Below are 19,819 nucleotides of genomic sequence, written 5' to 3' on the forward strand. Positions count from 1 at the left end.
CGTCGACGGGTTTCGCCCCCGCCGCCCCTACCCGTCCCATCCTGAAGGGGCTCCGCCCCTTCGACCCCGGTCCCTGGGGGCTGCCGCCCCCAGACCCCCGCTTCGGCCCTTAAGGGGCCTTGTCCTCAAACGCCGGACGGGCTGGATGGTGCGGGCCGGCGTCGAGAAGCGGAGCCCCCTTGATCATCCCCTCAAGGATCGTCTGCTCACCGAACCCGCTACAGGTCCGGTGAGAACCGCACCGCCCCCGCCGGGATCCGCGCGTCGCACCACACCCTCGCGCCCTCCCTCAGCTCGTTGTCGGCGCCGATCACCGCGCCGTCGCCGATGACCGTGCCCGTCAGGACGGAGCGTTCGCCGACGCGGGCGCGGGTGCCGATGAGGGAGTCGGTGATGACGGCGCCGGGTTCGATGACGGCGCCCGGGAGGATCGTGCTGCCGAAGACGCGCGCGCCCTCGGCGACGAACGCGCCCTCGCCCACGACCGTGCCGCCGGTCAGCTTGGCGTCGGGGGCCACCCTGGCCGTGGGCAGGATCAGGCGGTCGCCGCACCGGCCGGGGACCGCGGGGGACGGGGCCCGGCCCAGGACCAGGTCGGCCGAACCGCGGACGAAGGCCGCGGGGGTGCCCAGGTCCAGCCAGTACGTCGAATCGACCAAGCCCTGGAGGTGGGCTCCGGCCGTGAGGAGGTCCGGAAACGTCTCGCGCTCCACCGACACCGGCCGGCCCGCCGGGATCGTGTCGATGACGGAGCGGCGGAAGACGTACGCACCCGCGTTGATCTGGTCGGTGACGATCTCCTCGGGGGTCTGCGGCTTCTCCAGGAACGCCGTCACCCGGCCCGTCTCGTCCGTGGGGACCAGGCCGTACGCCCTCGGGTCCGTCACCTTCGTCAGGTGCAGGGAGATGTCCGCGCCCGTCGTCTCGTGCGTGTGCACCAAGGCCTTGATGTCCAGGCCCGTCAGGATGTCGCCGTTGAAGATGAGGACCGGGTCGTCGGGGGCCGAGTGGAGGCGGGAGGCCACGTTGCGGATCGCGCCGCCCGTGCCGAGCGGCTCCTCCTCCGTCACGTACTCCAGATGGAGGCCCAGCGCCGAGCCGTCGCCGAAGTACGGCTCGAAGACCTCGGCCAGGTACGACGTCGCCAGGACGATGTGCTCCACCCCCGCCGCTCTCGCTCGCGCCAACTGGTGCGTGAGGAACGGGACCCCTGCCGCCGGGACCATGGGCTTCGGCGTGTGCACGGTGAGCGGACGCAGCCGAGTGCCCTTGCCGCCGACCAGGAGGATCGCTTCTGTCACCTGTCGTCTCTGCTTCCTGCCGGGACCGGCCGAACTGTCTTTCGGCCGGCCAGTGTATGCAGACCGTTCTGCGGTGCCCTCGACGGCAGGGGCGGCGGGGGCGGCATTCCCTCCGCCGCTTGCCCCCCGACAGCGGTGAACCCGCTCAACGCCCCTGGTAGCGGGCCGCCGTGGCGCGGGCCGTGCCGAGCTTGCGGTAGAGCTGCAATCCCGGGCACTCCGTGGAGTAGCCGTCCCGATGGCCGGAGATCGCGTTCAGTCGTACGTTCTTTCCCTTTCGGTAGAGATTGCCACCGCCGGACTTCAGGTATGTCTTTCCGCGCGGATTGACGCCGTAGAGGCCCAGCTTCCAAGCCGTGAGCCGGGAAACGGCCCGCACTGCGGCGCCGGACGGCTTGCTGCGCCCGTAGCTGCCGAGAACGGCGATCCCCATGGTGTTGGTGTTGAAACCGAGGGTGTGGGCACCGAGGACGGGTTTCGCCACTCCCCCGGCGCGCCCCTCGTAGATGTTTCCGCACTTGTCGACGAGGAAGTTGTAGCCGATGTCGCGCCAGCCCATGCTCAGGACGTGGTAGCGGTAGATACTGCGAATGAGGGAGGGGACCTGCGAGCACCGGTACTTGGCACCGGTCGCCGTGTGGTGCACGAACGCCGCCTTCACCTTCTTCGTGTAGACGAAACCCCGCTCCCGCAGCCTCTCGTTCGCACCCCAGCCGCGCCGGGTGACGATGCGCGGCCGCGGCCCGATGTACGGCTTCGCCCGCTGCTCCTGTGTCAACTCACCACCGCGCAGGGCCATCATCTCCCGCTCGGTCTCGGCCCGGCCGAGTGCGGGGATCTCGGCGGCACCGAGGCGCGCGAGTTCGACGTTGGCGGCCGAGGTGGCGGCGTCGGCGGCGGAGGCGGCGAGGGCCTCGGCGGTCTCGGCGGTCTCGGCGTTGAGGGAGCCCGGGCGGGGGGCGCCGCCGGGCTCACCCGGTGCGGGGGCGGCCTCGCCGGGGTCGACGAGTTCGAGGTGGAGGCCGGCGGGAAGCGGAGAGGCGGCGTCGGTACCGGTTGTCGGCGCCGGGTCGCCGGCACCCGGTACCGGCACGTGCTCCCCGGACCGGCCCTCGGCGGACTCCGCCGTGACCCGGGCCTCCACGCCGTCCGACTCCCCGACCCACAACGGTGCCGTGGAGCCGCGCACCCGGCCGGAGCGGCCTTCGGGCGTGTCGGGGTCGGCCGCGTGCTCGGCGTTGTGCGTCTCGAGGTCCTGCCAGCCGGACCAGGTGCCGGTGCCGACCGCGCGGGTGCGGACCTGGACTCGGCCGTGCAGTTCGACGTTTCGGTCGTCCCAGACGACGCCGACGAGGGAGAAGTGCGGTACGTCCCTGGGGGACAGCCCCTGTTCGGCGGGGGCACCGGTGACGCGGTCGGGGCCGCGGGGGACCAGGGGCAGTGACTGGGTGCTGCCGGGGACGTCCGGCTCGGCGTTCTCATGGCGCACCGCGCTCTCATGAAGCACCGTGCTCTGATGACGCACCGTCGGCCCGGGCGCCGTGGCCACCGTCTCCCCCCGCGTGGCCGGTTCCGCGCCGAACGCCGGTCTCGCCGTCGCCGCGACGGCGGGTGGGGTGAGCGGGAGAGCCAGAGCGGCCGCGCACGTGACACCGATCGAGGAAGCAAGGAATCCACGCATGCTCCCGATGGTGGACATAGTCTTACAAACCTGTCTATTGCGGAATTGACGGGGTGTCGGCCCACGATTCACCCGGACCGGTGACACCAGGGGGGCGCCAACCGGCGGTTTGTGTACGCCGGTCCGCGTACCCTTGCGCGGGTGAATGCCACCGATCGCACCCCTGCCGACCTGCTGCGTTCCGCGCTCGCCGCGGATCCCGGACGTCCCCTGGTGACCTTCTACGACGACGCCACCGGGGAACGCGTCGAATTGTCCGTGGCCACCTTCGCCAATTGGGTGGCCAAGACCGCGAATCTGCTCCAGGGCGACCTCGGGGCCGGGCCGGGTGACCGGGTCGCGTTGCTGCTGCCCGCGCACTGGCAGACGGCGGTGTGGCTGCTGGCGTGTTCGTCGGTGGGCGCGATCGCGGACGTGGGCGGGGATCCTGCGGCGGCCGACGTGGTCGTGAGCGGGCCGGAGACGCTGGAAGCGGCGCGGGCGTGCCGTGGTGAGCGGGTCGCCCTGGCGCTACGGCCGCTGGGGGGCCGTTTTCCGCAGGCGCCGGCCGGGTTCGCCGACTACGCCGTGGAAGGCCCGAGTCAGGGTGACCGTTTCGCACCGTACGCGCCGGTCGATCCGGAGGATCCGGCGCTGATCGTGGCCGGCCGGGAGTTCAGCGGCGCCGAGGTCGTCGAGCGCGCCCAGGCCGAGGCGACGGGGCTGGGTCTCACGGGACCCGGCTCCCGGATTCTGTCGGCCCTGCCGTACGACACCTGGGAGGGCCTCAACGCCGGGCTGTACGCGGCGCTGACGACGGGTGGGTCGGTGGTCCTGTGCCGACACCTCGAATCGCTGGGCGAGGAGGCCCTGGCGAAGCGGATCGAGAGCGAGCGGGTGACGGCGACGGCGAGATAACGCCGGGCACCGTTCGCGCACCTGGTTGCCCGGCGCCGGGGCCGGCCGGGGGTGGGTGCGCAGCCCGGCGCGACGGGGTGCCGCTTCTGTGGGTCGGGAGCCGCCCCAGCAGCACGACTGCGCGCAGCTACGCCTGCTGCGGCGCGTGGGGACGCGCGTACCCCTACGGGCCTACGGTCGCCCACGGCGGCAAGGGGACGTGCCGGGGGTGTCCGCCCGCAGCGGCGGGCGTCAACACACAGCACCTCTCTGTCCAACGGCAACCGCCCGACCGAGGACGGACACCCCCGGCACGGCCCCGACCCACAAGAAAACCGCAGGCGCTACGCGCACCCCCACCAAGGCACACAGACCGCCGCAGGCATCAACGCGCACCCCCACCCACCCCGCACAGGCCGCCGCAGGCACCCCCGCCCAACCGCCGGAGGCACCGTCACCCATTCAGCCCCCCACCATCCGCCCCTCACCCCCCACCCGGGCCATGGTCGTAACAACAGCCCACACCACCCGCAGCACGCTGCCCCGAGGAGTGGAGCCAGACGTGACCCGCATCGCACGCTCACGCAGCGGAGGTTCCGGTGTCGGGGCGCGGCGTAGGTGGCGGTGGGTGCGGCGCGGGGTCCTGGGGGTGGGGCTGGTGGTCGTGGCGGCCGCCGGAGCCGGGTGGGCCGTGTACGCCAAGCTCGACTCCAACATCACCGCCGACGAAGCCGCCGCCGCGGAGCTCGCGCGGTACGAGAAGGAGCGCCCCACCTCACTCGTGCACGGCGCGCAGAACGTCCTGCTCATCGGCTCGGACTCCAGGGCAGGCAGCGGCAACCGGCGCTACGGACGCGACTCGGGCACCGAGCGGTCCGACACCACGATCCTGCTGCACCTGTCCGCCGAGCGCCGCAGCGCCACCGCCGTCTCGATACCCCGCGACCTGATGGTGGACGTCCCCGGGTGCCGACGGGCCGACGGCCGCCGCAGCGAGCCGATGTTCGCGATGTTCAACTACGCCTTCCAGGTGGGCGGTTCGGCCTGCACCATCCGCACCGTCGAGCGGCTCACCGACATCCGCATCGACCACCACATGGTCGTCGACTTCCATGGCTTCAAGGAGATGATCGACGCCCTCGAAGGCGTCGAGATCTGCCTCACCGGGCCCATCAACGACAAGGCGGCCAAGCTGCGCCTCCCGGCCGGCAAGGTGACCCTCGACGGGGAACAGGCCCTCGGCTACGTACGCGCCCGCAAGTCACTCGGCGACGGCAGCGACACCGAGCGCATGCACCGCCAGCAGCGATTCCTCGCCGCGCTGGTCAACAAGGTCCAGAGCAACGACGTCCTGCTGAACCCGGTCAGGCTCTACCCCGTCCTGGACGCCGCCACGTCCTCCCTCACCACGGACCCCGCCCTGGCCAACTTGCGCGGTTTGTACGATCTCGTGCGCGGCGTGCGCGACATCCCCACCGAACGCGTGCAATTCCTGACCGTTCCTCGGGAGTCGTACATCCACAACGCCAATCGCGACCAACTCGTGGAGCCCGAGGCGGAGCGACTCTTCGATCGACTGCGCACCGACACGCCGGTGGAAGTAGTCGATTCACCCGAAATGCACCACGGTTCCGAGGGGCCTCCGTCCGGCACGAAGCGGCTCGTCGAAGCCGCCGACCCCACGCCCCCGCCCCCCACCTTCCGAGGCAACACCGCCGCCGAGAACCCCTGCAGGTAAAACGCTCACCAAGTCGGCGAACCCCAATTCAAAGAAATGGGTCGGATTGCCCAGTTGTAGGGACGTGGAATTTGTCACCGTCGTGGCTTGACGCTGAACTGGCCGGATAGTGTGAGCGATCCGGTGCTCCCTGCCGTAGTTAGGCTTGCGCACTGTTTGACCGAAAGAGACCCGAGCGCCTTGGAGGGGGAAGGCGCCGCGTGGCCCCGACGGAGGATTCAGACAACCGTGGACGCGCAAGGCCGTGGGCGGGCGGACGACATCGACCCCGCAGACCAGTGGGTACTCAATCCGAGCACCGGCGAATACGAACTGCGACTGACCCCTTCCGCTCCGCAGTCAGCGGTTCCGGGACCGCGCCGAGCCGCTTCCCGGGCCGGCGCCGCCGCCCGGGCCACCGCTGCGAAGGCGGGCGGCGCGGACGGCGCGGTGCGCAACCGGACCGCGGCGCCCGAGACGCGGCCGGCGCCGGGCCGTGAGGTCCCACCGCAGCGCAGGCGCCGGGGCGTGCCCGAGGAGCCGCTGCCGGGGCGGCGCAGTCGCCGGCCGGTGAAGAAGAAGAGCAAGGCGAAGAAGGCCGTGCTCTGGACCGGCGGCATCATGGCGTTCGTGGTCGTCGCCGCCGCGGCCGGTGCCTACCTCTACATCGAGCACCTCAACGACAACATCACGTCCGTCTCCGACGACGGCGCGAGCACCGGTGGCTTCAGCAAGGACAAGGCCATCAACATCCTGCTCATCGGCACGGACAAGCGCACGGGCGCGGGCAACGAGAAGTACGGCGACAAGGACAGCCCCGGCCACGCCGACACCACGATCCTGCTGCACGTCTCCAAGGACCGCTCGAACGCGACGGCGCTCAGCATCCCGCGCGACCTGATCGTCGACATCCCGGACTGCCCCACGCAGCAGGAGGACGGCACCCAGAAGATCATCCCGGGCGAGACCGGCGAGCGTTTCAACACCAGCCTCGGCCAGGAGGGCCGTACGCCCAGCTGCACCGCGCGTACGGTCACCGAGCTGACCGGGATCAAGCCGGACAACTTCATGGTGGCCGACTTCAACGCGGTGAAGACGCTGACGACGGCGGTCGGCGGCGTCGAGGTGTGCCTGGGCAAGAACATCGACGACCCCGACTCCCACCTCAAGCTCAGCGAGGGCAAGCACGTCATCGCGGGCGAGCAGGCGCTGGCCTTCGTCCGCACCCGGCACTCCGTCGGCTTCGGCGGCGACCTGAGCCGGATCGGGCTGCAGCAGCAGTTCCTCAGCGCGCTGATGCGGAAGCTGAAGTCGAACGACACACTCAGCAGCCCGTCGAAGATGATCAAGCTGGCCGAGGCGGGCACGAAGGCGCTGACCGTCGACTCCCAGCTCGACAGCATCGACAAGCTGAAGGACCTCGGCCTGGAGCTGGGCAAGCTCAACACCAAGAACCTCACGTTCACGACGGTTCCGGTGATCGACAACCCGGCCGAGAAGGTGAAGGCGACCGTCGTACTGAACAAGGCGACGGCCCCCGAGGTCTTCCAGGCGATCCAGAACGACGTCTCCTTCACCGCGGTCAAGCAGCAGAAGAAGGAGGAGGCCGCCGCCGTGGCCGCCCGGCTGAAGGGCACCAAGGCCGACCCCTCCGAGGTGCGGGTGCAGGTGTTCAACGGCGGGGCCCCCGCGGGCAGCGCCCAAGAGACCCTCACCTGGCTGCAGACCGAGGAAGGCGTGACCAAGTCGGAGAACGCGGGCAACGCTCCGGCGACGCTGGCGAAGACGACGCTCGAATACGCACCGGACCAGGCGGACCAGGCACGTCGGCTCGCCGCCATCATGGGGCTCTCCGGGTCCGCGCTGAAGCCCGGCAAGAGCGTGACCAACTCCCAGGGCCTGCCCACGATGACACTGACGCTGGGCAAGGACTTCAAGGGTGCGGGCGTTTCCCTCACCGCTCCGACGAAGGCACCCGACGTGGAGAAGTCCACGGCGGACAAGGTGGAGTGCGCGAAGTAGCTCCGCCAACGCAACTGTCCCGGGCTCTCGTTGGTCTGACACAGGACACGGTTGTGTCAGGCACCGTTGGCCTGACACTCCGCGTGGCCGCGCCGGGCGTGGATTTTGCCGACACGTGGCCAACCCGGTTCGGACCCACAGTGGTCTGAAAGGTTGCGAACCGGTGTCGGACAGGGTGGCCTGACATGGTTCGCTGCGCATCGGACAGGGAGGTCCGGCGCGGAGCGACCGCGCGTAGGGCCAAGGGTGGGGAAGGGCAGAGAGTTGGCGCAGAGCAGTGTGCGAGGGGAGGCCCCCGCGGTGGACGACACCATGTCGCTCACCCCGCAGGCCGACCAGGACACGCCGGCCGACCAGGGCGGCCGACACGGCGGCGGGGGACGCAGGGGTGGCCGCGGGACCGACGGCAGGCGCCGCAGACGGCGGGTGCTGCGCTGGTCGGCGACGGTTCTGGCGGTGGTGATACTGGGCACCGCGGGTGCCGGGTATCTCTACTACCAGCACCTCAACGGCAACCTGAAGAAGGACGACCTCAACATCGGCGACGCGAAGGACCGCGCCGCCAGGACCGAGGCGAACGCGGCCGGTCAGACGCCGCTGAACATCCTGCTGATCGGCTCGGACGCGCGGGACAGCAAGGAGAACCAGAAACTCGGCGGCGCGAAGGAGACGTTCGGCGCCGCGCCGCTCGCCGACGTCCAGATGCTGCTGCACGTCTCCGCGGACCGCACCAACATGTCGGTCGTCAGCATGCCGCGCGACACGCTGGTGGATATCCCCAAGTGCACCGACCCGGACAGCGGGGACGTGTACGAGGCCCTCGACCGCGTGATGACGAACCGGTCGCTCGGCCGCGGCGGCCCGGGGTGCACGGTGGCGACGTGGGAGAAGCTCACCGACATCCACATCGACCACTTCATGATGATCGACTTCTCGGGCGTGGTGTCGATGGCGGACGCGATCGGCGGTGTCCCGGTCTGCGTCGACAAGAACATCCGCTCCAAGGACAGCAAGGGCCACGGCTCGGGCCTGAAACTGGAGGAGGGCACGACGTCCGTCAAGGGCGAGCAGGCCCTGCAGTGGCTGCGCACCCGGTACGGCTTCGAGGACGGCAGCGACCTCGCCCGCGCCAAGGCGCAGCACATGTACATGAACTCGATGGTCCGCGAGTTGCGCAAGAACGCCAAGCTGAGCAGCCCCGGCAAGCTGCGCGCCCTCGCCGAGGCGGCCACCAAGGCGCTCACCGTCGACCCGAGCCTGGGCACCGTCGCGAAGCTGTACGACCTGGCGGGCGAGCTCAAGAAGGTGCCGACCTCGCGCATCACCATGACGACGATGCCGAACGCGTACGACACGATCCAGACCGGCCGGGTGGTGCCCACCGAGGACGCCACCAAGCTGTTCCGGCTGGTGCGGGAGGACATCGCCCTCGACGGCAAGGACAAGAAGAAGAACACCGAGGAGAAGGCCTCCGCCGACCCGGCCGCGGCGGACGGTGAGATCGCCGTCCAGGTGCAGAACGGCACCCGCACCGACACCCTCGCCGCGGCGCAGGGCCGCGCGACCACCATCGCCCAGCTGCTCGTCGACAAGGGCTTCGCCCAGTCCGTGGCGGACCGGTCGGCCGCACCGGCCGAGGAGACGACGGTCGTCCGCTACCCGAGCGCCGACCTGGAGGGCGACGCCCGGCGGATCGCCAAGGCCCTCGGTATCCCGGCCGGCGCCGTGAAGAAGTCCACGGACGTCTCCGGCGTCACCCTCGTCGTCGGCGCCGACTGGCGGGAGGGTACGGCGTACAAGGCGCCGAAGCAGGACGACAAGACCCCGAAGACGGCGGAAGCCCTCAACGCCTCCGACACCAAGGCGTGCATGAAGGTGGACCCGGACTTCACCTGGTAATTAGGGGCGGGCCGGCGCCCGGGTGGGCTCAGTTGGAGCTGAGGACCGCCGGGCGCCGGGACGCGATGACCTTCCGCGCCAGCGAGCGCGGGCTCGTCAGGAAGCCGTAGCCCCAGGACATGTGCATGGTGGCGAGGGCGACGGGGATCTGCAGGCGTGCCTTCAGGGGCAGGCCCTTGCCCGCCGGGACCGAGCCGGCGACGATCGCCGCGAGGTAGCCGCCGGGGATCACCAGCGCCCACGGGGTGACCAGGGCGCCGGCCACCAGGGCGGCCGCGATCGCGCAGACCGCCGTCGGCGGGGCGAGATAGCGCAGGTTGATGGAGCCGGCGTGGTAGCGGGCGACGACGTGGCGCCAGCGGCCGTAGTCCTTGTACTGCTTGGCGAGCGCCTTCACGCTCGGCCTCGGGCGGTACGACACCCGCAGCTCGGGCGAGAACCAGATGAGCCCGCCCGCCTCCCTGATCCGGAAGTTGAGCTCCCAGTCCTGGGCGCGGATGAACTCCTCGTTGTAGCCGCCCTGTTGCTCCAGCGCCTCGCGCCGGAAGACACCGAGGTAGACCGTCTCGGCCTCCCCTGCCTGGCCGCCCGTGTGGAAGGCGGCGTTGCCGACCCCGATCTTCGAGGTCATCGCGGCCGCGACGGCGTGCTCCCAGTCGTTCTCGCCCTCGGCGTGCATGATGCCGCCGACGTTCTGCGCGCCGGTCTCCTCCAGGAGCCGTACGGCGGTGGCGATGTAGTTCGGCGAGAGCATGCCGTGGCCGTCGACGCGGACGACGATCGGGTGCCGGGAGGCCTTGATCGCGGCGTTCAGCGCGGCGGGCGTGCGGCCCGTCGGGTTGGGGACGGTGTGCACCCGGGGGTCTTCGGCCACGAGCTCGGCGGCGATCTCGTCCGTGCGGTCCGTGGACGGACCGAGGGCGATCACGACCTCCATCTCGCCGGCGTACTCCTGCGCGAGGATCGCTTGGACGGCTCCGCGCAGATGCCGCTCCTCGTTGAGGACGGGCATGATGACGGACACGGCGGGGAGCTGCACGACGTCGGGATTGGCGTTCATAGGGGGCTCACGTTACCGCGAACGGGGGACACCCTTGCGCGCCGCCCGGGTCGCTGCCCCGGGCAGGAGATCGTATGGGCCTACCGTGCTCATGGACCCCACGTACGGCCCCCAGGGCAAGGCAAGCTCCCGCGGAGGTATCTCCCCCATGCCCACGCCGCCCCGCCAGTCCCCCCCTCCCGCGCAGCGCCGTCCGCAGCCCTCCCGCCGTGGCGGGGCGCGACCGGTCGCGCCGGTGCGGCGGAAGCGGCCGCGCTGGGCGATGCGGGCGGTGACCACGCTGTCCGTCGTGGTCCTCGCCTCCGCGGGGATCGGGCACGCGGTGGTCACCAGCCTGGACGCGAAGATCGCGCGCGTGGACCCGTTCAAGGACATGAAGAACCGTCCGCAGGCGGGGCACGGGATGAACGTGCTGCTCGTCGGGACGGACGGCCGCGACCGCATCAGCGAGGAGGAGCGGCGCAAGTACCGGCTCGGCGGGGCACCCTGTCACTGCACCGACACGATCATGATCGTGCACATCTCGGAGGACCGGGAGCGGGCGAGCGTGGTGAGCCTGCCGCGTGACTCGTACGCCGAGGTGCCGGCCGGGGAGGGGCGCAAGGCGCACCCCATCAAGATCAACGCGGCGTACGCGGAAGGCGGTCCGAACCTCACCGTCCGCACGGTCGAACACATGACCCACATCAAGATCGACCACTATCTGGAGGTCGACTTCACGAGCTTCATGAAGACGGTGGACGTGGTCGGCGGCGTGCAGGTGTGCACCGCCGAGCCGCTGAAGGACTCGTACACCGGACTCGACCTGCCGGCCGGCACCCACCGGCTGATGGGCGGCGAGGCGCTGCAGTACGTGCGCGCCAGGCATGTGGACAGCGGCTCCGACCTGGGCCGCATGCAGCGCCAGCAGCGTTTCATGGCGGCGCTGATCGAGCGGGCGACGTCGTCCGGGATCCTGCTGAACCCGATGCGGTTCCGGGACGTGACCCGGGCGGTGCTGGGCTCGGTGCGCGCCGACAAGGGCTTCGGGACGGGCGAGCTGCTCGACCTCGGTCGGGCGATGCGGAACTTCTCACCCTCGTCGTCGGAGTTCACGACCGTGCCCATCCGGCAGATCGGATACGACGTGAAGGGCGTCGGTTCCACGGTGAAGTGGAACTCCGCGAAGGCCGAGCGCCTCTTCCGGACCCTGCGCGAGGACCGGCCGCTGGACGTGCACCGCAAGCGGACCAAGGTGGTCCGGGTGGAGGTGGCCCCGCAGGAGATCCATGTCCAGGTGGAGAACGGCACGCACGCGGAAGGCCTCGGCCAGCGCGTCGACGCGGCACTGGCGGCCACCGGCTTCCGTACGAGCGGGCGGCCGGTGGACGCGGAGGACCGCTCGCTGAAGCGGACGGTCGTCGCGCACGACCCTCGCTGGGACCGCTCGGCGAAGTCGCTGGCGGCCGCGCTGCCGGGGAGTGAGCTGCGGCCGGTGAAGGGGCTGGGGCCGACGCTGAAGGTGATCGTGGGAGCGGACTTCCGGCAGGTCCGCAAGGTGCGGTCGGAGGACCCGACGCAGGGCGATTCCATTGTGGTGCGGGGGGACGAGACGGGGTGCTCGTGACGGGGAGTGACGCTCCGCGAGGCAAGGGTGCGGTGCACAGGCCGTAACTCCAATGGGTCTGTACGACAGCCCTTGACGGAATGTCGGACGCGTTGGCCCGTGCGGCATCTGGTGGGAATTGTTCGCGTCCGCCCGATGGCGCGGCGCGGTGGGTGGGCGTAGGACGGAAGGGCACGGGGCCCGTCCCGGGCCCCTCTGGTCCCAGGAGGAGCCATGACCCAGCCCGGAACGATGACGGCCATGAGCAAGGAGATGCAGGCCTGTGTCGACGCGTGCATGTCCTGCCACGCGATCTGCGAGGAGACGATGAGCTCCTGCATGCAGATGGGCGGTCAGCCGCAGATGCAGATCATGCGGGCGCTCATGGACTGCGCCGAGACGACCCGCATGTGCGCGGACATGATGATGCGCCGCTCGCCCATGTCGGCGGAGATGTGCGCGATGTGCGCCAGGGCCTGTGACATGTGTGCCGAGGCGTGTATGTCCATGCCGGACGATCCCCAGATGATGCGCTGCGCCGAGGCGTGTCGCCGCTGCGCCGAGAGCTGTCGCGCGATGGCGGGCGCCACCATGTGAGGACGGCCCGGACAGCGCGTCGAGGGCGCCCCTAGGGGTGCCCTCGACGCGCGGGTGGTGCTCATTTGCCGGAGACGGTCACCGTCTCGTCGTTCTTCAGCTGCTCCACCAGCGTCTTCACCTTCGCGGTGTCCCACTGGAGGTTGCCGTTCGCGGAGTTGCCCGAGATCGGCATGTTCATGGACTTGCCCTCGCCGCCGCTGACGCCCTTCATCGCCCAGAACATGGACGCCAGGTCCCACAGGCTCATGTCCTTGTCGACGATCAGGGTGTCCAGGCCCGCGCTCATGGTCGGGTACAGCTTGAACGGGTTGAGGACCGTGCCCGGCGTCGCCACCTGGTTGGCCAGGGCGGACAGGAACTTCTGCTGGTTCTTCGTGCGGTCCAGGTCGGAGCCGGCCAGTGCGTACCGGGTGCGGACGAAGGCGAGCGCCTCCTCGCCGTTCAGGGTCTGCTTGCCCTTCTTGAAGTCCGCGCCGGACTTGGAGTCCTTGATGTCCTGCGGGATGTCGATCTCGACACCGCCGACCGAGTCGACGATGTTCGCGAAGCCCGCGAAGCCGATCTCGACGTAGTGGTCGATGTGCAGACCGGTGTTGGCCTCGACGGTGCGGACGAGCAGCTCGGGCCCGTCCTCCGCGTACGCCGCGTTCAGCTTCACCTGACGGCCGGTGCCCTGGTAGAGCTTCCCCGAGTCCGAGCCCTTGTACGAGGGGATCGTGACGTTCGAGTCGCGCGGCAGGGAGACCAGCGTGTCGCCGTTGCTGCCGACGTGCAGGATCATCATCGAGTCCGTGCGCTTGCCCTCGGCGGACCCGGTGTGCAGTTGCTTCTTCTGCTCGGCGGTCATGCCCGCGCGGCTGTCGGAGCCGACGATCAGGTAGTTCGTGCCCTCGCCCGCCTCCGGCCGGTCGATGACCTTGGACAGGTCGACCTCGCGGTTGAGCTTGCCGTCGGCCCAGAAGTAGGTGGCGACGGTCGTCACGACCAGCACCGTCACGAGGGTTATCGCGGTCAGCTTGATACGGCGCCGCCAGTTCGGCGCGGGCCGCTCGCCCATCCCCCCGCCGCCGGAGCCGCCACCCCCGCCGTAGACCTGGCCGGTGTTGTAGCCGCTGTCGTAACCGTCGTCGTAGGCGGTGTCGTCGCCGTAGCCACCGTGGCCCTGGCCGTTCACGTACGACGGCTGCCGGGGCACCCCGCCGTACCCCTGGCCGGGAGGTGCCGCCTGACCGCGGCGGACCTGCCGCATCACGCGCGCGCCCTCGGGCTGTGCGCTCGCGCTGCCGCGTCCGTAGTGGTCGCCGCGGTTGTTGTCGGACCATCCCTGGGGCCAGTCATTCATGCGCCCCACTATGCAGGGCACGGCCAGGTGTCTCACAAGGTTCGGCGGAAAATAGGGGCACGGCTGTTGCGAACCCAACACAAAGTCCGCGAATGTCGACGCGGCATAAGGTGGAGGCCATGACAGACCAGGTCACCGCCGCGGAGTCGGGCACTCCGGAGATCCCGGGCAAGCCGACATCCGCCTCCCGCACCACCCTCAGCCACATCATGACCCACAACGACACCAACCTCCTGGGCACGGTGCACGGCGGTGTGATCATGAAACTCGTCGACGATGCCGCGGGCGCGGTGGCCGGCCGGCACAGCGGCGGCCCCGCCGTCACCGCGTCCATGGACGAGATGGCCTTCCTGGAGCCGGTCCGCGTCGGCGACCTCGTCCATGTGAAGGCCCAGGTCAACTGGACCGGCCGCACCTCGATGGAGGTCGGCGTGCGGGTGCTGGCCGAGCGCTGGAACGAGTCGGCGCCGCCCACCCAGGTCGGCTCGGCCTACCTGGTGTTCGCGGCGGTGGACGCCGACGGCAAGCCGCGCCAGGTTCCGCAAGTGATACCGGAGACCGAGCGCGACAAGCGGCGCTACCAGGAGGCGCAGATCAGGCGGACGCACCGGCTGGCGCGGCGGCGGGCGATCAAGGAGCTGCGGGAGAAGCGGCTGGCGGAGGGGTTCGAGGACTGAGGTCCGGATCGAGGCCCGGGCCGAGGTTCGGACACGAGTGAGGGGCGCCCCCGGTGGGTGGCGCCCCTCAGTGGTCGGCTCAGCAGCCGTTACGGCAGGTTGCGGGCCATGACGATGCGCTGGACCTGGTTCGTGCCCTCGTAGATCTGCGTGATCTTGGCGTCGCGCATCATGCGCTCGACCGGGTAGTCACGGGTGTAGCCGTAGCCGCCGAGGAGCTGGACGGCGTCCGTGGTGACCTCCATCGCCACGTCCGAGGCGAAGCACTTGGCGGCGGCGCCCAGGTAGGTGAGGTCGCTGTCGACGCGCTGTGAGGCGGCGGCGGCCTGGTAGGTCAGGGCGCGGGCGGCCGAGATCTTCATCGCCATGTCGGCGAGCATGAACTGGATGCCCTGGAAGTCGGCGATCGGCTTGCCGAACTGCTTGCGCTCCTGGACATAGCCCTTGGCGTAGTCGAGGGCGCCCTGGGCGATGCCGAGGGCCTGCGCGGCGATGGTGATGCGGGTGTGGTCCAGCGTCTTCATCGCCGTGGCGAAGCCGGTGCCCTCCTCGCCGATCATGCGGTCCGCCGGGATGCGGACGTTGTCCAGATAGACCTCGCGGGTCGGCGAGCCCTTGATGCCGAGCTTCTTCTCCGGGGCGCCGAAGGAGACGCCCTCGTCCGACTTCTCGACGACGAAGGCCGATATGCCCTTCGAGCGCTTCGTCGGGTCCGTGACCGCCATCACCGTGTAGTACTCGGAGACGCCCGCGTTGGTGATCCAGCGCTTCACGCCGTTCAGGACCCAGTGGTCGCCGTCGCGGACCGCCTTGGTCTTCATGCCGGCCGCGTCCGAACCGGCGTCGGGCTCGGAGAGGCAGTACGAGAACATGCCCTCACCCTTGGCGAGCGGCGTCATGTACTTCTTCTTCAGGTCCTCGGAGCCGGAGAGGATCACGGGCAGGGAGCCGAGCTTGTTCACGGCCGGGATGAGGGAGGAGCTCGCGCAGACCCGCGCGACCTCCTCGATCACGATCACCGTCGCCAGCGCGTCCGCGCCCGCGCCGCCGTACTCCTCGGGCACGTGCACCGCGTGCAGGTCGTTCGCGACCAGGGCCTCCAGCGCCTCCTGCGGGAAGCGGGCCTCCTCGTCCACCGCGGCGGCGTGCGGCGCGATCTTCGCCTCGGCCAGCGAACGGATGGCGTCACGGAGCATGTCGTGCTCCTCGGACGGGCGGTACAGGTCGAAGTCAGCCGATCCGGCCAAGGTCTCTCACGCTCCAAGGACGCTGGGGGTGTCAGTGCGATGCTGGCGCTAATTACCGTTAAGTAACTCAATTTTAGAGGTCGGCTCACGGGACTGATACGTGAGCTTGGCGACAGCGGGGAAGCTGCCCGTCAGGCCCGCCGACTATGCTCGGGCCCGCACTGCCCCGTCCTCGTTTGCTGGAGTCTCCATGGCCCTGAAGATCACCGTGATCGGTACCGGCTATCTCGGCGCCACCCACGCCGCGGCCATGGCCGAGCTCGGGTTCGAGGTGCTGGGGCTCGATGTCGTGCCCGAGAAGATCGAGATGCTCCAGCGGGGCCAGGTCCCGATGTTCGAGCCGGGGCTGGAGGAGCTGCTGCGCCGGCACGTCGCCGGCATCGAGGGGTCCACCGGGCGACTGCGGTTCACCATGGACTGGGCCGAGGCCGGGGAGTTCGGCGATGTGCACTTCGTGTGCGTCAACACCCCGCAGCGGCACGGCGAGTACGCCTGCGACATGTCGTACGTCGACGCCGCCTTCGCCTCGCTCGCCCCGCACCTGAAGAACGCCGCGCTCGTCGTCGGCAAGTCCACCGTCCCCGTCGGCTCCGCCGATCGCCTCGCCGCGTACCTCGCCGAGCACGCGCCGGCCGGCGAGGACGCCGAACTGGCCTGGAACCCGGAGTTCCTGCGCGAGGGCTTCGCCGTCGAGGACACGCTCCAGCCGGACCGGATCGTGGTCGGCGTGCGCAGCGAGCGGGCCGAGAAGCTGCTGCGCGAGGTGTACGCCACGCCGATCGCCGCCGGCTCCCCCTTCGTCGTCACCGACTTCCCCACCGCCGAGCTGGTGAAGACCTCCGCCAACTCCTTCCTCGCCACCAAGATTTCCTTCATCAACGCGATGGCGGAGGTCTGTGAGGCCGCCGGCGGCGATGTCGCCAAGCTCGCGGAGGCCATCGGGTACGACGACCGGATCGGCCGGAAGTTCCTGCGGGCGGGTATCGGGTTCGGCGGCGGCTGTCTGCCCAAGGACATCCGCGCCTTCATGGCCCGGGCCGGTGAGCTGGGCGCCGACCAGGCGCTGACCTTCCTGCGCGAGATCGACTCCATCAACATGCGCCAGCGCGGCCAGATGGTGGAGCTCGCCCGGCAGGCGCTGGGCGGCGGGCCCTTCCTGGGCAAGCGGGTCGCCGTGCTCGGCGCCACCTTCAAGCCCGACTCGGACGACGTACGCGACTCGCCCGCGCTGAACGTCGCCGGGCAGATCCACCTCCAGGGCGGCCAGGTCACGGTGTACGACCCCAAGGGCATGGCGAACGCCCGCCGTCTCTTCCCCACCCTCGGCTATGCCGACAGCGCGATCGACGCGGTGCGCGGCGCCGATGTCGTCCTGCATCTGACGGAATGGCGGGAATTCCGCGAGCTGGATCCGGCGGCACTCGGTGAGGCCGCGGCGGCGCGGGTCATTCTCGACGGCCGCAATGCCCTGGACCCGGAGCTGTGGCGGAAGGCTGGCTGGACTTATCGGGCGATGGGGCGGCCGACGGCCTGAAAGGCCCGACCCATACGGCAGGCCAACCGGCCTGCCGGGACCCCGGCGTGTGCATATGCCGTTCTCCTTGAAATCCCCACTCGTCTTCGAATTCTATTCGAGTAGCGTGCGGGAAAAGAAAAGCACCGACGCGAATTCTTCACAGCCGCATTGCGCGGAATAGCGGCGTTCTCGCCCGGTCTCACAGAGGTGGCACCCCCGAAAGAGAGGCACCGCAACAGCCGTTTAACTGACGTGTAGCCGCGCGGAATTCGCGCGCCACTCCACTGGTCCGCGTTCGCCCGTTTGAACGGACCATGCCAGGAGTGATCATGCCCCTGTTCCGCCGGGCTCTGTGGCCGCAGGACCACCGTGACGAACTGATCGCGGGAGCGCTCGTGGGCGCCGTGGTGGTCGTGCTCGGCTACGCGTCGGGGATCGGCGCGCCCTCCGCCTCTTCCGCGCCGAGCGCCGCCCCGCCCGCGGCCACCGAACCGTCGTCCCCCTCCGCGCCCGCCCCGCCGGCCGCTCCGGGAGGCACCGCGGAAGGAGCCCCGGGCGGCGGTGCGGCGGGCACCGGGATGCTGCCGATCGCCGGCGGACCCGGCGTCTTCTACCCCGGCAGTGCGGGCGAGGACCACACGGCCCACCCCGGCGGCAGCGGCCACACCGGCCACGGCGCCTCCCCCGCCCCGTCCGGCCCCCCGCCCTCGCCTGCCCCATCCGGCCCCACGACCACCCAGCCCCCCACCGCCGGCGACGACACCTGCGAGGACGGCGAGGTCCGTCTCGTACGGCCGCTCCTCACCGGCCTCACCGAGCCCGTCCTCGGCCTCCTCGACCCCACGGCCACGGCATCCCCGACCCCCCGACCCTCCCCGTGTGCCGGGCTCGCTCCCCTCTCGTCCCTGCTCGGCGGCACGACCACACCCACACCGGTTCCCTCCCTGGAGGCGACGCCGTGACGCCGCGCCGCGCACTCACCCTCCTCGTCCTCACGCCGCTCCTCTACGTCCTCCTCGGCACCCCGCACGCCTCCGCCCACACCGAGCTGGTCCGGTCCAGCCCCGCGAACGGCGCCGAGCTGAAGCAGGCCCCCGACCGGCTCGTCCTGACCTTCGACGAGCCCGTCGACCTCGGCGACGTACGCGTGCTGACCCTGGACGGCGACCGGCTCCCGCTGTCCCTCGTGCCCGGGCACGAGGGCGAGGTCGTCCGGGCCGCGCTCGGTCACCCGGCGGACAGCGCCCTCTCCGTCGTCTGGTCGGTCGTCGACGAAGAGGACGGGCATGCCTCATCCGGACGGCTGGACTTCGGCATCTCCGCGCCCGCCGCCCCTGACCGCGGCGACGAGGCCGCGCCCGCACCGTCCCCCCTGGTGCAGAAGGGCCTCGTCGCCGCCCGCTGGGCCGGCTATCTCTCGCTGGCGCTGTTCGTCGGGGGCCTCGCCTTCGTCACGCTGCTGTGGCCGCGCGGCGCGCACGAGCCGCGGGCCCGGGCGCTGCTGGGCCTGGCCTGGACGTGCGGACTGCTGGCGTCGGTGGCGGGCATCGGCCTCCAGGGCGCCTACGCGTCGCTCGGCGGCCTGCGGGACGCCCTGCGCGCCGGGACGTACACGGACCTCCTGAGCACCGGGCCCGGCGTCGTCCTCGCCGCCCGTGTGCTGCTGTGGGTGCTCGCGGCGGTGGTGCTGAGCGCACTGCTCCAGGGCGGGTCCCGCACCTCCCGCTCCCCCGGCTGGCGGGTCGGCGCGCTCGCCGTCTGTCTCGGGCTGCTGCGGGCGACCGGCATGGCGGGCCACAGCTCCGAGGGCGGCCATCCCGCCTGGGGTGCGATCGCCGACCTCGTGCATCTGCTCGGTGTCTCGCTGTGGACCGGCGGGCTGGCCGTGCTCGCGGTGGCCGTCCTGCCGCGCCGGCGGGCCGGGGAGCTGGCCGCGGTGGTGCCGGGCTACTCACGGCTGGCGGCGATCAGCGTGGCGGGCATCGTCGCGGCCGGGCTGGTGCTGGCGTGGCAGGTCGTGGGGTCGTACGACGCCCTGCTGCACACCTCGTACGGGCGGCTGCTGCTCCTGAAGACGGCCGTGCTCGGGGTCGTCCTGCTCGCCGCCCTCGCCAGCCGTCAGTGGGTGCGCACCCGCCTCGATCTCGCCGTGCTGCTGCGCGGCGACGCCGCCACCGTGCGGCCCTTCGGTTGCTCGGTCGCGGCCGAGACGGGGCTCGTCCTCGTCGTGCTCGCCGTGACGAGTCTGCTGGTCACGACCAATCCTGGCCAGTGAACTCCCAGGAAGAACAAAGGA

15 protein-coding genes are annotated in these 19,819 nt (G+C 70.7%); 10 read left to right on the top strand and 5 right to left on the bottom strand.

Features of this window, described 5'->3' with window-relative positions; all coding sequences use genetic code 11:
* Positions 1 to 218 precede the first annotated feature (218 nt).
* Both ACIBU0_RS40150 and ACIBU0_RS40155 read right to left on the bottom strand, forming a co-directional pair.
* Positions 219 to 1,301, bottom strand: coding sequence for a sugar phosphate nucleotidyltransferase (locus ACIBU0_RS40150; protein ID WP_398828734.1), 1,083 nt, complete (start codon positions 1,299 to 1,301; stop codon positions 219 to 221).
* Positions 1,302 to 1,446: 145 nt separating this feature from the next.
* Positions 1,447 to 2,982: an N-acetylmuramoyl-L-alanine amidase gene (locus ACIBU0_RS40155; protein WP_398828737.1), complete on the bottom strand. Its 1,536-nt coding sequence runs from the start codon at positions 2,980 to 2,982 to the stop codon at positions 1,447 to 1,449.
* Positions 2,983 to 3,123: 141 nt separating this feature from the next.
* Between ACIBU0_RS40155 and ACIBU0_RS40160 the strand changes: the two genes are divergently transcribed.
* From ACIBU0_RS40160 to ACIBU0_RS40175, 4 genes are all read left to right on the top strand, one after another.
* Positions 3,124 to 3,879 carry a TIGR03089 family protein gene (locus ACIBU0_RS40160; RefSeq protein ID WP_398828739.1) on the top strand — a complete coding sequence of 252 codons (756 nt, stop codon included), beginning with the start codon at positions 3,124 to 3,126 and terminating at the stop codon, positions 3,877 to 3,879.
* Positions 3,880 to 4,507: 628 nt separating this feature from the next.
* On the top strand, positions 4,508 to 5,596 hold the full coding sequence (locus ACIBU0_RS40165) for an LCP family protein (RefSeq protein WP_398828990.1): 1,089 nt from the start codon (positions 4,508 to 4,510) through the stop codon (positions 5,594 to 5,596).
* A 228-nt stretch (positions 5,597 to 5,824) separates the two neighbouring features.
* On the top strand, positions 5,825 to 7,597 hold the full coding sequence (locus ACIBU0_RS40170; protein ID WP_398828742.1) for an LCP family protein: 1,773 nt from the start codon (positions 5,825 to 5,827) through the stop codon (positions 7,595 to 7,597).
* Positions 7,598 to 7,909: 312 nt separating this feature from the next.
* Positions 7,910 to 9,496 (top strand): LCP family protein, encoded by a 1,587-nt coding sequence (locus tag ACIBU0_RS40175; protein WP_398828992.1) that lies wholly within the window; start codon positions 7,910 to 7,912, stop codon positions 9,494 to 9,496.
* A gap of 28 nt (positions 9,497 to 9,524) precedes the next feature.
* Here ACIBU0_RS40175 and ACIBU0_RS40180 read toward each other — a convergent pair whose 3' ends face one another.
* Positions 9,525 to 10,556, bottom strand: a complete 1,032-nt coding sequence (locus ACIBU0_RS40180; protein WP_398828744.1) for a glycosyltransferase family 2 protein — start codon at positions 10,554 to 10,556, stop codon at positions 9,525 to 9,527.
* Between the two features lie 148 nt (positions 10,557 to 10,704).
* On the opposite strand from ACIBU0_RS40180, the gene ACIBU0_RS40185 reads away from it, so the two are divergent.
* Both ACIBU0_RS40185 and ACIBU0_RS40190 read left to right on the top strand, forming a co-directional pair.
* Positions 10,705 to 12,162, top strand: coding sequence for an LCP family protein (locus tag ACIBU0_RS40185; protein ID WP_398828747.1), 1,458 nt, complete (start codon positions 10,705 to 10,707; stop codon positions 12,160 to 12,162).
* Between the two features lie 213 nt (positions 12,163 to 12,375).
* The gene (locus ACIBU0_RS40190) at positions 12,376 to 12,738 is read left to right on the top strand and encodes a four-helix bundle copper-binding protein (RefSeq protein ID WP_398828749.1); all 363 of its coding nucleotides are present in this window, start codon (positions 12,376 to 12,378) and stop codon (positions 12,736 to 12,738) included.
* A gap of 61 nt (positions 12,739 to 12,799) precedes the next feature.
* On the opposite strand, the gene ACIBU0_RS40195 is transcribed toward ACIBU0_RS40190, so the two are convergent.
* Positions 12,800 to 14,083, bottom strand: a complete 1,284-nt coding sequence (locus ACIBU0_RS40195; protein WP_398828750.1) for an LCP family protein — start codon at positions 14,081 to 14,083, stop codon at positions 12,800 to 12,802.
* A gap of 119 nt (positions 14,084 to 14,202) precedes the next feature.
* Here ACIBU0_RS40195 and ACIBU0_RS40200 point away from each other — a divergent pair, with 119 nt between their 5' ends.
* Positions 14,203 to 14,760 carry an acyl-CoA thioesterase gene (locus ACIBU0_RS40200; RefSeq protein ID WP_398828752.1) on the top strand — a complete coding sequence of 186 codons (558 nt, stop codon included), beginning with the start codon at positions 14,203 to 14,205 and terminating at the stop codon, positions 14,758 to 14,760.
* An 89-nt stretch (positions 14,761 to 14,849) separates the two neighbouring features.
* Here the strand turns inward: ACIBU0_RS40200 and ACIBU0_RS40205 are convergent, their stop codons facing one another.
* On the bottom strand, positions 14,850 to 16,007 hold the full coding sequence (locus ACIBU0_RS40205; RefSeq protein WP_398828754.1) for an acyl-CoA dehydrogenase: 1,158 nt from the start codon (positions 16,005 to 16,007) through the stop codon (positions 14,850 to 14,852).
* 190 nt (positions 16,008 to 16,197) lie between these two features.
* On the opposite strand from ACIBU0_RS40205, the gene ACIBU0_RS40210 reads away from it, so the two are divergent.
* From ACIBU0_RS40210 to ACIBU0_RS40220, 3 genes are all read left to right on the top strand, one after another.
* The gene (locus ACIBU0_RS40210; RefSeq protein WP_398828756.1) at positions 16,198 to 17,541 is read left to right on the top strand and encodes a UDP-glucose dehydrogenase family protein; all 1,344 of its coding nucleotides are present in this window, start codon (positions 16,198 to 16,200) and stop codon (positions 17,539 to 17,541) included.
* A 311-nt stretch (positions 17,542 to 17,852) separates the two neighbouring features.
* Positions 17,853 to 18,485, top strand: coding sequence for a hypothetical protein (locus ACIBU0_RS40215; protein WP_398828758.1), 633 nt, complete (start codon positions 17,853 to 17,855; stop codon positions 18,483 to 18,485).
* The gene (locus ACIBU0_RS40220; RefSeq protein ID WP_398828761.1) at positions 18,482 to 19,798 is read left to right on the top strand and encodes a CopD family protein; all 1,317 of its coding nucleotides are present in this window, start codon (positions 18,482 to 18,484) and stop codon (positions 19,796 to 19,798) included. The genes ACIBU0_RS40215 and ACIBU0_RS40220 overlap by 4 nt, the downstream gene beginning before the upstream one ends.
* The last annotated feature ends 21 nt before the right edge of the window (positions 19,799 to 19,819 follow it).

This window comes from Streptomyces sp. NPDC049627 (genome assembly GCF_044465645.1).
In the GTDB taxonomy this organism is placed as follows: domain Bacteria; phylum Actinomycetota; class Actinomycetes; order Streptomycetales; family Streptomycetaceae; genus Streptomyces.